This window comes from Mucilaginibacter tolerans, assembly GCF_030519375.1.
In the GTDB taxonomy this organism is placed as follows: Bacteria; Bacteroidota; Bacteroidia; order Sphingobacteriales; family Sphingobacteriaceae; genus Mucilaginibacter.
This window is the reverse complement of record NZ_JAUMKB010000025.1, coordinates 1-16317: the sequence shown is the minus strand read 5'-3', so window position 1 is coordinate 16317 and position 16317 is coordinate 1. Positions and strand designations below refer to the sequence as shown.

At 41.0% G+C, this 16317-nt stretch carries 10 protein-coding genes; 3 read left to right on the top strand and 7 right to left on the bottom strand.

Annotation, left to right across the window (positions count from 1 at the left end):
- Positions 1 to 75: 75 nt before the first annotated feature.
- From Q3A68_RS21825 to lpdA, 4 genes are all read right to left on the bottom strand, one after another.
- Positions 76 to 861 carry a PhzF family phenazine biosynthesis protein gene (locus Q3A68_RS21825; RefSeq protein WP_302903266.1) on the bottom strand — a complete coding sequence of 262 codons (786 nt, stop codon included), beginning with the start codon at positions 859 to 861 and terminating at the stop codon, positions 76 to 78.
- A 234-nt stretch (positions 862 to 1095) separates the two neighbouring features.
- Positions 1096 to 1956 (bottom strand): sigma-70 family RNA polymerase sigma factor, encoded by an 861-nt coding sequence (locus Q3A68_RS21820; RefSeq protein WP_094570678.1) that lies wholly within the window; start codon positions 1954 to 1956, stop codon positions 1096 to 1098.
- Between the two features lie 148 nt (positions 1957 to 2104).
- The gene (locus tag Q3A68_RS21815; RefSeq protein WP_302903265.1) at positions 2105 to 2944 is read right to left on the bottom strand and encodes an MBL fold metallo-hydrolase; all 840 of its coding nucleotides are present in this window, start codon (positions 2942 to 2944) and stop codon (positions 2105 to 2107) included.
- A 76-nt stretch (positions 2945 to 3020) separates the two neighbouring features.
- Complete coding sequence (gene lpdA / locus Q3A68_RS21810; protein WP_302903264.1) at positions 3021 to 4409, bottom strand: dihydrolipoyl dehydrogenase; 1389 nt, start codon at positions 4407 to 4409, stop codon at positions 3021 to 3023.
- A gap of 331 nt (positions 4410 to 4740) precedes the next feature.
- Between lpdA and Q3A68_RS21805 the strand changes: the two genes are divergently transcribed.
- Complete coding sequence (locus Q3A68_RS21805) at positions 4741 to 8079, top strand: TonB-dependent receptor (RefSeq protein ID WP_302903263.1); 3339 nt, start codon at positions 4741 to 4743, stop codon at positions 8077 to 8079.
- 85 nt (positions 8080 to 8164) lie between these two features.
- Here the strand turns inward: Q3A68_RS21805 and Q3A68_RS21800 are convergent, their stop codons facing one another.
- From Q3A68_RS21800 to Q3A68_RS21790, 3 genes are all read right to left on the bottom strand, one after another.
- Positions 8165 to 9346, bottom strand: a complete 1182-nt coding sequence (locus Q3A68_RS21800; RefSeq protein WP_302903262.1) for an AIR synthase related protein — start codon at positions 9344 to 9346, stop codon at positions 8165 to 8167.
- A 103-nt stretch (positions 9347 to 9449) separates the two neighbouring features.
- Entirely contained in the window at positions 9450 to 11303 is a 1854-nt protein-coding gene (locus Q3A68_RS21795) for a chloride channel protein (RefSeq protein WP_302903261.1), read from the bottom strand.
- A gap of 136 nt (positions 11304 to 11439) precedes the next feature.
- Positions 11440 to 13614, bottom strand: coding sequence for a glutamine synthetase III family protein (locus tag Q3A68_RS21790; protein WP_302903260.1), 2175 nt, complete (start codon positions 13612 to 13614; stop codon positions 11440 to 11442).
- Positions 13615 to 14170: 556 nt separating this feature from the next.
- Here Q3A68_RS21790 and Q3A68_RS21785 point away from each other — a divergent pair.
- A complete protein-coding gene (locus Q3A68_RS21785; protein ID WP_302903259.1) occupies positions 14171 to 15799 on the top strand; it encodes an ammonium transporter in 1629 nt (542 codons plus the stop codon).
- Positions 15800 to 16033: 234 nt separating this feature from the next.
- A partial coding sequence (locus Q3A68_RS21780; protein WP_302903258.1) for an outer membrane beta-barrel protein occupies positions 16034 to 16317 on the top strand: 284 nt, incomplete at its 3' end.

Genomic DNA, 16317 nt, shown 5'->3' with positions numbered 1-16317 from the left:
TGAAAGCTAAAAGCATAAAGCTGAAAGGTTTTTTTAAAATTCTTAGCTTTCAGATTTTACCTTTTTGCTTTAAGCTCAAATAAATATTTCTCCTTTTAAATAGGTGACGGCATTGCCGCTCATTAGCACGCGTTCACCCTTGTTTTCGCACCAGAGTTCACCTTTACGCGATGATAGTTGGTAAGCGTGTAATTTATCTTTTCCCAATTTGCTGGCCCAATAGGGTATAAGGTTGCAATGGGCCGAACCTGTTACCGGGTCTTCGGGTATGCCGGCACCTGGAGCAAAGAAGCGCGAAACAAAATCGACAGTCTTACCGGGGGCGGTCACTATTACGCCAACTGTATCCAGTTTTGATAAAGCAAAGAAATCAGGAGAGATATCCACGATATCATCCTCCGATTGATAAACTACAAAATAATCCCTCGAACGATAGGCCGCAACAGGAGTTTTCTCCCCTAATGCTTCTGACAGACCATTAGGCAATTCAATAGGAATAGGTGGGCGTGACGGGAAATTCATAGTGTACTTGCTGCCATCCTTTTTTATAGTCAAGGTCCCTGCCTTTACCGTCTCAAAATTTATGACATCGCCTTTGTACTCCAGTTCCGTAAATATGATGTGTGCTGAGGCCAGTGTAGCATGTCCGCACAAGTCGATCTCATAAGCTGGCGTAAACCATCTAAGTTTATAACCATCATCATTCTTTACAAAAAAGGCTGTTTCGGCCAGGTTATTTTCCGCGGCTATCTTTTGCATTGTTTCGTCAGGCAGCCATTCATTAAGCGGACAAATAGCGGCCGGATTCCCTCCGAAAAGGCGATTTGTAAAAGCATCAGCCTGGTAAATAGGGATAGTCATAACAAATTATGTTTAGCTGATAAATGTACTTTTAAATTATCAATTATTCAATGTGATTGAAGCTAAATTGAGGTTTCAAGAATCAAAAATAGCACGGGTTAATTGAGGTAAATTGTGCAATTTATTGGTTAGCAAATGATCTTATTTGAACATGCCCCAATACAAATCGAGGAGAAAGGATATTTATACAATAGAAATAAAAACCCCCGGTGGTTTGCCGGGGGCCTCAAAGGATTAACCTAAATATGATTTCAGAATTTTACTTCTGGACGTATGTCTCAATCGTTGCAGCGCTTTGTCTTTTATCTGACGAACGCGTTCGCGTGTCAGATTGAATTTCTCGCCAATTTCTTCCAGCGAAAGCGGATGGTTGGTACCTAGTCCGAAGAATAATACGATGATCTCGCGCTCACGCTCGGTAAGCGTTGAAAGCGAACGTTTAATCTCTTCAGACAGCGACTCGTTGATCAAAATAGAGTCGGTGTTCGGTTCCTGGTTTTCCAATACATCAAGCAAAGTATTTTCTTCGCCTTGTACAAACGGAGCATCCATAGAAACATGACGCCCTGAATTACTTAATGTATCAGAGATCTTGTCCACAGTAGTTTCCAGCATATCGGCCAATTCTTCGGGCGATGGCTCGCGCTCATACTCTTGTTCAAGTTTTGAGAACGCCTTGCTGATCTTACTCAATGAACCCACCTGGTTCAATGGTAAACGAACAATACGAGATTGCTCTGCAATAGCCTGTAATATGGACTGACGAATCCACCATACGGCATAGGAGATGAACTTGAAACCCTTAGTTTCGTCAAAACGCTTTGCCGCTTTAATAAGGCCCAAATTGCCTTCGTTTATCAGGTCGCCTAGTGTAAGGCCCTGATTCTGATATTGTTTTGCAACTGACACAACAAAGCGCAGATTGGTCTTTGTTAGTCTTTCAAGAGCCGCCTGATCGCCCTCTCTGATCTTTTGTGCCAGAATTACTTCTTCTTCAGCAGTGATTAAGTCAACTTTACCAATTTCGTGAAGATATTTATCAAGCGATTGTGATTCGCGATTGGTAATAGATTGGGTTATTTTGAGTTGTCTCATCTATATTTATTACCTCAATTCTTAATTTAGAATTGAACGCGCAAAGGTACAAAATTGTTATGAAAAAAAAACAACCTAACCTATCTTTACATTCAAATTAAAATAAGTAGCTTTTTAAACTTAAAAATTGATTTGTTAACTATTTGGTTTACAGTTCGTTTAGCTTGAAAGTTTCTTTAACCCTTATACCTCTTTCAGTCTGTTGTAATGTACAGCATTCGTTCACAGGATCGTGCTCAAAATACAAAATATATTCCTTTTCCAAGGCTTCGGTTAAAAATATTTTCTTTTCATTGAGGGTTGTTAAAGGAAACATATCGTACGCCATCACATAGGGTAGAGGTAGATGGCCGACAGATGGCAGAAGATCAGCCATATACAATATTTTTCTGCCATTGTAACTCACCAACGGCAGCATCATAGCATCGGTGTGACCGTAAACAAAGCGGACATCAAAACTTTTCATAAAATGGGTACCATCTCTGGCGTCAATAAACTTTAGCTGTCCGCTCTCCTGTATAGGCAATATGTTTTCTTTTAAAAAGGACGCTTTTTCCCGATCGTTAGGGTTAATGGCCCAATCCCAATGCTGTTGGTTGCTCCAATAGGTGGCGTTTTTAAAAGTGGGCACCAGTTTTTCGCCCTGTCTCTTTACCGCACCGCCAACATGATCGAAATGCAGGTGGGTGAGGAAAACATCGGTAATATCATCCGTTGTAAAACCAAGTTTGGCGAGAGACGAGGTTAAACTTGCATCACCATGAAGATAATAGTAACTGAAGAATTTTGCGTCCTGCTTATCACCGATTCCTGTATCGATTAATATCAACCGGTCTCCGTCTTCAACCAGTAAACAACGCATGGCCCAGGTACACAGGTTGTTCTCGTCAGCCGGATTTGTTTTGTTCCAGATAGTTTTAGGAACGACGCCAAACATAGCCCCGCCATCTAGTTTAAAAAAGCCGGTATCGATGGTGTGGAGTTTCATAGATTGGTTCATAGATCATAGTCGATGGTTCATAGCAGGAACAATCCATGAACTATGAACCATCAACTATCAGCTCTTATAAATGAATACACTCACCGTAAGCTTCTGCAGCAGCTTCCATCACTGCCTCGCTCATGGTTGGGTGAGGGTGAACCGATTTGATGATCTCGTGACCGGTAGTTTCCAGTTTGCGGGCGGTAACCACTTCTGCAATCATTTCAGTTACGTTATGGCCCAGCATGTGTGCGCCAAGGAACTCACCGTATTTTGCATCAAAGATCACTTTTACAAAGCCATCTTTAGCGCCTGCGGCGGACGCCTTTCCTGATGCAGAGAATGGGAATTTACCCACTTTAATCTCATAGCCGGCTTCTTTAGCGGCTTTTTCAGTATAACCAACCGAAGCAATTTCAGGACTGCAATAAGTACAGCCCGGTATATTATTATAATTTAATGGTTCAGGGTTATGGCCTGTTATTTTTTCTACGCAGATGATGCCTTCTGCAGAAGCAACGTGTGCCAGCGCCTGACCTTTTACGATATCACCAATAGCATAAATGCCCTCTACATTAGTTTTGTAAAAATCGTCAACAATAACTTTGCCTCTGTCGGTTTTTACACCTAACTCTTCAAGGCCAATGCCCTCAATGTTAGTGCTGATACCTACCGCGGACAATACGATCTCGGCTTCTAAAGAAACATTGCCAGTAGGGGTCTTAACACTCACTTTGCAAATATCTCCGGTGCTGTCTACCGATTCAACATTTGAACTGGTCATGATCTCGATACCCTGTTTTTTCAGGATACGGCTTAAGCCTTTTGAAACCTCTTCGTCTTCTAAAGGAACAATATTATCCAGGAATTCAACAACGGTTACTTTGGTACCAATAGTATTATAAAAATAGGCAAATTCGATACCGATAGCACCGGAGCCAACCACAATCATCGTCTTTGGCTGCTTTGGAAGGTTCATAGCCTGACGGTAACCGATCACTTTTACGCCATCCTGTTTGATGTTAGGAAGTTCGCGTGAGCGGCCGCCAGTAGCTAAAATAATATGCTTTGCAGTGTATGATTTGGTAGCACCGTCAGCAGCTTTTACCTCAACGGTATTTTTTGCTTTTAGCTTGCCGGTACCCATTATTACTTCAATTTTATTCTTTTTCATCAGGAACTGAACGCCTTTGCTCATTCCGTCTGCAACACCACGACTTCTTTTTATTACTGATTCGAAATCAACCTCACCACCTGCGACCTTCACGCCGTAATCAGGAGCATGATTTAAATACTCAAATACCTGTGCGCTTTTTAATAAAGCCTTTGTCGGAATACAACCCCAGTTAAGGCAAATGCCACCTAATGATTCTTTCTCAACTATAGCAGTTTTCAGGCCAAGCTGTGAGGCACGTATAGCAGCTACATATCCTCCGGGGCCAGACCCTATTACAATTAAATCGTAGTCCATGTTTTTATCCTTTTTTTGAATTCGATGCCAAAGCTAAATAAAAAGGCGGGAATAGAAAAAAACCGCCGTTGGGGGCTTCTTTTTTTACATATTGAACAGATAAAATAATATTAACTCTATCAAAATAATAGATTAACCAACGGTTTAAAAATGAATGTTTTATGCGAAAATGATCTGGATATTTTCATATCATTAAATAGTTGTGTGTTAATTGTATTAAATGTTGAGAAATTCATAAAAAATATTAATATTAAATTAACATTGGTGAGTGGTCTGTTATTTATCTTTGCGCCACATCAGTTCATTCACAATAATTAACTAAAGAACAAGTATGAGGAAGTTTTTACTTTTAACCTTATTATTAACCAGCATCAGTTTCCTTGGGATAAGGAACGCAAATGCACAAGGTGTGACGACTGCGTCAGTTAACGGGATCGTTTCCGATAGCAAGGGAGCAATACCTGGAGCAACTGTAACAGTCACACACATCCCTACCGGAACGGTATATGCTACCGTTAGCCGCGGCGACGGACGTTACAACTTACCCAACCTAAGAGTAGGTGGTCCGTACACAGTTAAAATAACATTTATTGGCTACAAAGATTTTGTCCAGGAAGGCATAACCCTTTCAATTGGCCAGGATCAACGTATTGATGCCAGGATTGAAGAGAACAACACCAACCTTAAAGAGGTGACTATCACTGGTACCCAGGGTAAAGTGATCAATTCTTCACGTACAGGTGCACGCGAAACCATAACACGTGCTCAGATCGAAAGTCTGCCTACCATCAACCGTTCATTGCAGGACTTTACAAAATTAACTCCTTCTGCAAACGGGTTGAACTTTGGTGGACGCAGCAGTGGCTATAACAACATCACTGTTGACGGTGCATTGTTCAATAACTCGTTCGGGTTATCAGGCACATTAGGCGGCCAAGCTAACTCGCAACCAATTTCGTTGGATGCTATCGACCAGATACAAGTTGATATTGCACCATATGACGTTCGTCAGGGTAACTTTACAGGCGCAGGGGTTAACACTGTGGTTAAATCAGGCACTAACGAGTTCAAAGGAACCGTTTATGATTACATCCGCAGCACTGGTCTTACTGGTTATCACGCCGGCGTTACCGACATTACAAAAACGCCATTTACTTATCGTCAAACTGGTTTAAGCGTTGGCGGTCCGATCATCAAAAACAAGTTATTCTTCTTCTTATCTGGTGAGCAGGAAAGAATTAGTGCTCCTGCAACTTCTTATGTTGCAAGTGCACCGGGTGTAAGCGGGGCAAATGTATCCCAGGCGGATGCTGCTACGCTTAATCAGATCAGAGATACCTTGCTCACCAAATATCACTACAACCCGGGCGCATATCAGGGTTATAGCTATCAAACTCATAGCGACAAATTAACAGCTAAGATTGACTGGAATATTGACAAGAACAATACGCTGAGTGCAAAATACTTCTATCTGAAATCTTATAAAGATCAGCCGGCAAGTAATTCAGGTATCGTGGGTATTAGCAATACTACGCGTGCTCCGGGTGTGACTACCCTGCCATTTTATGGTTCTGGTTATCGTATCAACAATAATTTCAATATAGGTATTATTGAGTTGGATACCCGTATCAGCAGCAGCATGTCAAACAGATTAACTGTAGGTTACTCAGCTTTGCGCGATTACCGTGCTTCGTTGGGTGGCGCTGCAATTCCAATGGTTGATATTGGCAATGGTGTTGCTACTAGTGATCCGGTTACCGGAATCGTCACTGAAACTACTGCATCAGCAGTTATGACTAGTTTCGGTTATGAGTTATTTACCGCGAATAACATATTAAATACAAACATTGCACAGTTTTCTGACGACTTTACGATATATGCTGGAAGGCATGAGATTACTATTGGTACAAACGACCAAATCCAGAGCTATAAAAATGGTTTTGCTCCAAACTACAATGGGTTGTATACCTATAACTCTGCTTACGATTTCCTAAATGGTTTACCAGCGGCAGCTTATTCAACCAGGTTTTCTGTAACAGGAGCTTTCCCTTATGCAAAAATTAAGGCGGGTATTTACAGCGTATATGCTCAGGACAAATTTCACGCAACTGATAATCTTCGTATAACTTACGGCATAAGGGCCGATTACGATGATTTCCCAACTACTTTGCAACAAAACGCAAACGCAACTGCTTTAACCTTCCAGGGTGGAACACACGTTGATCCGTCGGTTTTACCAAAAAACAGGGTGCAATTATCACCTCGTTTAGGCTTCAACTGGGATGTGAAAGGTGACCAAAGTACTCAAGTTAGGGGTGGAACAGGATTATTCACGGGTACAGTACCTTTTGTATGGATATCTAACCAGGCTTCAAATAATGGAGTATTATTCGGTTCTTATACTATAAATAAAGGTAATATAAATAATACCCCGGCGCAAAACGCACAGCTGATATTCAATCCGAACGTAAATGCGAACAGGCCAGCGAATGCTGTTGCAAACACATCGTATGAGTTAGACATTGCGGATCCAAATCTGAAATACCCTAAAATTTGGAGAACAAATTTGGCTGTTGACCAAAAATTACCCGGCGGCGTTATCGCAACTATCGAAGGTGCTTATAGCAAAGACATCAATGCCATATACCATAAAAATTTGGTGCTTTCTGATGGGTATACCATATTACCTGGAACTGAAGGGCAGATTCGTTATAATTCTAAGAATACTACGCCTGCTGCTTCTGCTGCAACCGCGCAAAATCCTTCAATCACCGGTCTTTATTACATGACCAATACCAACAAAGGGTATTCATGGTTCATTACCGGCCAGTTGCAAAAAAGCTTCAGCAATGGCTTGTATGCAAACGTAGCATATACTCATACGGTATCTAAAGACGTGAACGATGGTGGTTCAACAGCATCAACCATCTGGAGCACAAGGTATGTTGCAGGTAACCCTAATGCTGATAATCTGTCAAATAGCTCTTATGTACAACCAAACCGTGTTATTGCATCCTTTGCTTATAAAAAGGAATACTTTAAGCATGCAGCAACAACTGTTGGGTTGATATTCGAAGCAGCAAATAACGGTGCAGTTTCTTATACAACAGCTAGTAATACAGGTGCTATCGGCGATCTTAACAACGATGGCGCTAATAATGATTTAATGTATATCCCTAGAAGCAAAGGAGATATCATTTTAGTTGCTAATGATGCAAAGGACTTGCGTACACCAGATCAGTTATGGACACAGTTAAATAACTTTATCAATCAAGATCCATATCTAAGCAAACACAGAGGTCAATTTGCTAAAAGGAACGGAGCTATATTGCCAACTTATAAAAGAGCAGACTTGCACCTTGCACAAGATTTCTTTATACAATCAGGTAAGGTAAAGAATACTTTAGAGGTAACATTTGATATTATCAACGTTGGTAACCTCCTGAATCGTAACTGGGGTTTATACCAGACTTCATTTAACGGATTTAACAATGGTTCAGTAGCAGTGTTGAAATACCAGGGAATTGACGCTGCTACAGGTCAGGCTAAATATTCATTCCCGTATCTTGACGCCAACAACCTGATACCTGTTACCAGCTCATACAAAACTGATATCAGCCAATTATCGCGCTGGCAAGCTCAGTTAGGTTTACGTTATATATTTAACTAATATTGATTAATCATGACAACAAAAAACCCCGCTCCAATGGACCGGGGTTTTTTGTTGTTAAAAAATATAAGCTCCTTATATCGGATTAGTTATATACAAACTCTCCAAACTCCGATTTTACGGTCACTTGTTTCTTTTCGGCTGCCTCCACACAGCCAATAATTTGTGCGTCAACGCCAAAGCTTTTGGATATGCTGATCAGGTCAGACGAGATCTCTTGCGGAACGTATAATTCCATACGGTGACCCATATTAAACACTTTATACATTTCCTGCCAGCTGGTTCCGGATTCTTCGTATATCAATTTAAATAGTGGCGGAACCTGGAACAGGTTATCTTTTATTACATGCAGATTATCGATAAAATGCAGCACTTTGGTTTGTGCACCACCACTGCAATGCACCATGCCATGAATCTGGCTGCGGTAAGTATCCAATATCTTTTTGATAATTGGTGCATAGGTGCGGGTAGGGGAAAGAACCAGTTTACCTGCCGTTACGCTTTCGCCATTACCTATAGAGATTTTATCAGTCAGGTTTTTGCTGCCCGAGAATACCAATTCATATGGCACAGCATGATCGTAGCTTTCGGGGAATTTTTCGGCAGTAGTTTTATTGAATACATCATGACGGGCAGATGTTAAACCATTAGAGCCCATGCCGCCATTGTATTCCTTTTCGTAAGTGGCTTTACCATACGAAGCCAGACCGACAATTACATCTCCCGGTTTTATGCGGTCGTTCGAGATTACATCTTCACGTTTCATCCGACAGGTTACCGTCGAGTCGACAATGATAGTCCGCACAAGGTCGCCAACATCAGCCGTTTCGCCGCCTGTAGAGTATATTCCTATTCCGGCGTCACGTAGTTCGGTTAAAATTTCTTCGGTACCATTAATAATAGCAGCGATTACATCGCCCGGTATCAGGTTTTTATTACGGCCTATAGTGGATGAAAGCAGAATATTATCGATGGCGCCTACACAGAGCAGGTCATCAAGATTCATGATAATGGCGTCCTGGGCTATACCGCGCCAAACTGATAGGTCTCCGGTTTCTTTCCAGTAACTGTAGGCCAGGGATGATTTGGTTCCGGCTCCATCAGCATGCATAATATTGCAGTAAGCCGGATCGCCGTTTAATATATCTGGAATTATTTTACAGAAAGCTTTGGGGAAAATGCCTTTGTCAATGTTTTTTATAGCATTGTGAACATCATCTTTTGAGGCTGATACGCCCCTTTGATCATATCGTTGCGAAGAAATCATGGGCAAATATAGTGAATAGTGATGAGTGGTGAATAGCTAGTGGTGAACGGTCAATTATTTCAACTTCTACAACCAATACAACATTTACAACTACACTTCCGCTTTATAAATCAGAGTACTCTTTTAGTAACTGGCGATACTTATTTAAAGCAGCCGATTTAGAAATAAAACCCAGAAATTGATTCCGATCGTCAACAACTGGCAATACCCAGGTTGATGTTTCATCAAACTTATTGATAACAGAAACCATATTCTCGTGATTGCTTATTACCTGTACAGGTATTTTCATGAATGTAAGTATATCGGTTTCCCGAAAATCAGGGTTGAACAGGACAGGTCTTAAGTCGTCGAGGAAAATTACACCGGCCAGCTCTCCTTCATTAAGCACAGCAATGATGTTTCGTTTTCCATGTTTTACTACTTCCATCAAATCCTGAAATGTTGCCTTGATATCCAGTGTGAGCGCATGTTGTTCGATCAGTTCTTCAACATTGATCAATAAAAGAAGATTTTTATCATGCTCCCGTGTAAATATTTTACCTTCATCCGCTAGTTTTTTCAAGTCAGGAGAGATAGGAGAAAACCATTTGCCTATCAGGAACGATATTACGCAAACGATCATCAAAGGGATAAAAAGATCATAACCTGAGCTCGACTCAGCTATCAGAAACGTAGCGGTTAATGGGGCATATAATACGCCACTCATTACCCCCGCCATTCCAACAATGATCAGGTTGATGGTAGGAACATTCTGAATTCCCATCCACGAACAAATAAAGGCAAAGAGGCAACCCAGCGTTCCCCCGGCAAATAATGAGGGCGCAAAGTTGCCACCGTTACCGCCGCTATACAAGGTTACAGAGGTAGCAAAGGCTTTTAACAGACAAACCAGTCCGAGAAAACTTACCACAACCCACTCTTGATAACCAATGAAGTCAAAAAAACTATGCTCTATAATATGGTGTATATCGCCGTTGGTAAATGATTTGATACTTTCATAGCCTTCGCCGAAAAGGGGCGGCAACAGCAGACAAAGCAAGGAAAGAATAATACCACCAATAAGGGCTTTTTGAATTCTGGATACCTTTATACTATGAAAGAAATGCTCAACCCGTTGCGAGATCACAATAAAATACCTCGCATACAAGCCACACAAGATGCCAAGGATAAGATAATATGGAACATTATGGTAATTAAAATCGTGCCGCGCCCTGAAATTGAATAATACTTCTTCCTTTAATATAACACGTGAGAGTAAACTCCCGCATACTGCTGCAACAACAAGCGGAATAAAATCAGTAAAAACTACGCCGGTTAATAGTATCTCGAAAGCAAACATAATCCCGGCTATCGGGGCATTAAAGGCTGCTGCAATTCCGGCTGCTGCGCCCGAGGCCAGCAATAGGGTGCGGTCCTTATAATTTAGCTGGTAAGTTTGTGCGAAGTTTGAACCTATTGCCGATCCGGTTACAGCGATAGGGCTTTCGAGACCAACTGATCCACCCAAACCTACAGTTACAGCACTCTGTATAACCTGCGAATACATCTTTACAGATGATACAAAGCTTGAGTTGCGGGCAATCTCAAAGAGAATAGCCGGTATGCCTTTGCGATCCTGTCCCTTGAAAAAATAGATAACAATAAGCGTCGTCAGCACAATACCCAGAAAAGGGAACAGACCGTAAAAAATAATCTGTTCACTGAAATGTACTTTACTGGTAATGATGAAATGTATATAATGAACGAGCGATTTTAGAACAACTCCGGCCAGGCCAGCAGAACATCCAACCAGTATGCCCGAAAAAATAAGAAATTGATTATGCGATAATTTAGCGTTGAGCCAATGGATAACAATCTCGTAGCTTTTAACTTTCCTCAAGCTGTATTTGCGTGATTTTTTTACCAGCTCAACAAATTCGAGGTATTTTTTTAGGTTTTTATGCTTTTTTAACGACATCTCAACTTTGCAAAAGTGATTAAATAATTTTCATGAAAGAAAATTATTTATCGCCCGCAAATGGCTCTTGTAAAAAAAGGAAAATAAGAAGCACCAATTTGATTGCGGTTAATCAAATTGGTGCTTTGATGGGTGTTTATTTAATAAATATCAGCTCTCTGAATTTAGGAAGAGGCCAAAGTTCGTCATCAATCAATTGCTCCAGCTTGTCTACATGATAGCGGATAGGATCAAAAAAAGTTTTTACTTTTTCATCGTACTCCATAGCCTTTTCGCGGACATCTTCAATAATGTTTGCTTTTTTTCGCTCGGTCACCATTGCCTCCACGTTTGACTTAATAAAGTTGACATGCTCGGATATCTTTGTAATAATGTCCAATTGGGCAGAATAACTGGATTCTTTCAAACCTATATCTTTTAATCCTTTTACATTTTCAACCAGGTTGCTTTGATAAGCTATTGCTGCCGGTATGATAACGTTGGTTACTATTTCGCCAATTACACGGGCTTCTATCTGTAACTTCTTATAGAAGCTATCCAATAATATTTCATGACGGGCATGTGCTTCTCTTTTGCTGAATACTCCGGTGTCTTCAAATAAGATGGTCGATTTTTCAGAAAGTATAGCATCAAGTGCTTTCGGAGTAGTTTTAAAATTGGACAAACCTCTCGCTGCGGCTTCTTTTTCCCATTCCTCACTATAACCGTTGCCCTCAAAGCGTATATTTTTTGATTCCTTGATATACTTTTTGATAACCATTAGTAAGGCAACATCTTTCTTTTCACCTTTTTTTATCAGCTTATCCACGTCATACTTGAATTTTCTGAGCTGATCTGCCATTATCATATTTAAGATGGTCATCGGACCAGAGCAATTTGCTGACGAACCTACGGCGCGCAACTCAAATTTATTTCCTGTAAAGGCGAAAGGAGAGGTGCGGTTCCGGTCGGTGTTATCCTTTAATATTACGGGTATCTTCGGGATGCCCTGCCATAACAAAGCATCGTCCTTTATCTTCTTACTGATTCTTGAGGTTTCGATCTCATCAAGCACATCACTCAGTTGGCTGCCCAGGAATATAGATATAATAGCAGGCGGCGCTTCATTTGCGCCAAGACGGTGATCATTATTCACTGATGCAATAGAAGCACGCAATAAATCGGCGTGTTCATAAACGGCCCTGATGGTATTTACAAAGAAGGTAAGGAACATCAGGTTGTTTTTTGGTGTCTTGCCAGGTGACAACAAGTTTCTACCTGTATTGGTGATCATTGACCAGTTATTATGCTTGCCCGATCCGTTGATGCCCGCATAAGGTTTTTCGTGCAGTAACACCTTAAAGTTATGGCGTTTTGCTACACGATCCATCAGGTCCATCAATAACTGGTTATGATCTATCGCCAGGTTGATCTCTTCATATATAGGTGCGCACTCAAACTGCGATGGCGCAACTTCATTATGGCGGGTCTTTAGCGGAATACCCAATTGAAGGGCTTCAGTTTCCATGTCCTGCATAAAGGCGTATACACGTTCAGGGATCGAACCAAAATAATGATCTTCCAATTGCTGGTTTTTTGCCGACATGTGCCCGAATAAGGTACGGCCCGTTAGATACAGATCTGGCCGTGCATTAAATAAGGCTATATCAACCAGGAAATATTCTTGCTCAATACCTAATGATGCATTAACTTTTTCTATGCTCTTATCGAAATAATGGCATACATCCACCGCAGCCTTATCCAGCGCGCTTAATGCCTTTAATAATGGTACCTTATAATCTAATGCCTCGCCGGTATAAGAAACGAATACGGTAGGTATACACAAGGTACGCCCCATAATAAATGCAGGTGACGAAGGATCCCATGCAGTGTAACCTCGCGCCTCAAAAGTATTGCGTATGCCCCCGCTTGGGAAGCTGGAAGCGTCCGGCTCCTGTTGCGCTAAAGCATCACCCGAGAAGACTTCGATAGCTCCGCCATCACCGGTCGGTTCAAAAAAAGCATCATGCTTTTCAGCCGTCGAGCCGGTAAGCGGCTGAAACCAGTGTGTATAATGCGTAGCGTTTTTGCTCATTGCCCACGATTTCATTACCGATGCTACCTGCTCGGCCATATCCCTGGGGATAGGCTCACCTTTTTCAATAGAGTTGATAATAACCTGGTAAGCTTCTTTTGAAAGATATTCTTTCATTTTCAGCTTGTCAAATACGTTGGAATTGAAATAATCTGAGATTTTAGTTGAGGGTAGCTTTACATCGGGCATGGTTCTATTTAGTACAGCCCGCAAAGCCTGAAATCGAATGTTTGACATCTTTATCGAATTAAAGGTTATCTCAAAAGTAAAATTATCTGTGAGAATACACAGAATATTTGGCCAAAATATCTGATAATTTAAAAAAAGCATGTCCAAACAATGCTTTTTAATGGTATTGGCACGTCAAAGGGCTAAAAATTTGCAATTTTTTTCAAAAAGTGTCTGTTTGAGAAGTGTTTTTTGATGAAATTTTGAAAAATAGCCAGAAGTTGGCCGCTGAAATTTAAAAAGGTGTAATTTTTACATCAGATTTGTGTGATGTGCTTTGATATTGATCTTTTTTAATTGAAAATAATGCAAAATGTGTATATTTTTTACCATGTTTTTTATGATTTTCATAATTCTTCATGTTTTTATGTAAAAATGGCAATTAAAAATTTGTTTTTTTTGAAAAACATACATAATTTCATAAAAAATTAATAAAATCATATTTAAAATTTAAAAAATGTATGATTCTATTAAAAGTTTAGGTGATATATTTAATATTAAATGCGTTAAACATTCAAAATATCATAAAATTCGTTCATATCAATCAAACTAAATTAAACAAACAATGAAAGTAAAATCTCCAAAAGTGAACTTGTTCAGTCTTCTCCGACAACTGACGCGTGAAAGGTGGGCGCTCGGAGCGACCATTTTTTCTGGAAAAATGATCGGATTAGGTTTAGTGCTGGTAGCCATGATGACTATTCCAGGACTATTACCTACCGCTGCCCATGCTGCTACCGCACCGGCTAAACCAACTGACCTGGAAACATCGATGATGAATACGATGAATACAGTGTGGACATTGGTGGCCGCATTTCTGGTTTTTGGGATGCAGGCTGGTTTCGTAATGCTTGAAGCAGGCTTTGCCCGCAAGCGCGAAACAGTGAATGTGTTGATGGAGTGCGTGTTTGATACCTGCCTTTGCGGTATCCTGTTTTATGCTGTAGGCTATGCCTTCATGTTCGGATGGGGCAATGGCTTCATCGGATGGCATGGAGATCCTACAGGAAAGATCAGCGGATCATGGTTCTTCCTTCAAAACACACCTGAGACTTATGGCAGCACCGGTATCCCGGTAATTGCACACTGGATATTCCAGTACGCTTTTGCTGACACCTGTTCAACTATCGTTTCTGGTGCGATGATCGGTCGTACAAGCTTCCGTGGAGATATTCTTTACAGTATAGGTATTACCGGCTTTATTTACCCAATCATAGGTCACTGGGCTTGGGGACCTGATGGGTTTTTAGCACTAATGGGTTCTAAAGGCAACTTCTTTGAATCATTAGGTCAAGGCTTCCGCGATTTCGCAGGTTCAACAGTTGTGCACACTATTGGTGGTATAGCATCATTAGCCGGTGCAGTTGTTTTAGGACCTCGTATTGGACGTATATTCAAACGTGATAATAAAGAGAAAGGCGGCATGCCACCGGGACATAACATGTTAGTTGCCGCTGTAGGTACATTTATCTTATGGTTCGGCTGGTATGGATTTAACCCTGGTAGTACACTTTCTGCTATGGACGTACAAGGTATTGGTCGTGTTGCTACCAATACAACTCTGGCGGCCTGCTCAGGCGGTATGTTTGCTATGATCGCTGCATTGTGGTGGGGTGATACTAAGGGTAAATTTGACTTAGGGTACACGCTGAACGGCTGTCTTGGTGGCCTGGTTGCTATTACCTGTCCTTGTTACTGGGTAAGCCCACTTGGTGCTACCATATTGGGTGCTGTTGCAGGTTTAGTTGTATTTGGCGGTATGTACCTTATCGAGTGGTTCAGAATTGACGATCCAGTAGGTGCTGTTTCAGTACACGGTTTCGCTGGTATCTGGGGTACTTTATCATTAGGTCTGTTCGCTTCTGGTCAATTTGGTGCAACTGGCCCAACTGGTCCGGATAACTCAGCTCCTGTAACTGGTCTATTCTACGGTGGTGGCTGGAGCGTATTCGAAGCTCAGGCTATAGGTACATTTACTATTGCTGCTGCTGTATTTGTTGTTACAGGGATCATGATGTTTATTATAAATAAACTTCCAAATCCTTGGAAACTGCGTGTTGAAGAACATGGCGAAACAGGATTGGGCGGCCTGGATGTATTCGATCATGGTATCGAAGTTTATCCTGCTCAGGATGACGATGTAAGCCTGACCGGCTTATTCGACAAAGGTGTTAAATTACCTGCAGAAGCTTAATAGATAATAAGCACTGTAATTCTTCATAGATCCCGTGCGGTTGCTAAAACATAGTCTGAGATTTTACAACCAGGATAAAATTGACCGCACGGGATTTTTCTAAGTCTTTAGTAAAATTCCCAGGATCTTAATAACTGCTAAAACATGAAGTTTATGCTTACTGGGGATTTTATGTTCCAAATCAATCAAATCAAACCAAATAGTTCAAATCAAATCAATCAAACAACAATTGTCATGAAAAAAATACTTTTACTACTATCACTATTCGTTATTGCTGTCGCGTCAGCCAAAGCCTCTACATCAGCAGTTGCCGATACCGGCAAGGTTGGCACCACAGCTGATCCAAAAGATCCGCCGCTGATTTTCTCAGGTTCGGTAGATACCTATTATAAATATGACTTTTCAGGTCACAATAATATCGGGACCAGCTTTGCCTCTGACCAAAACTCTGTATCAATCGGAATGGTTGACCTGGGCTTAAAAAAGAAAGTTGGAAAAGCTGCTTTTGTAGGTGAATT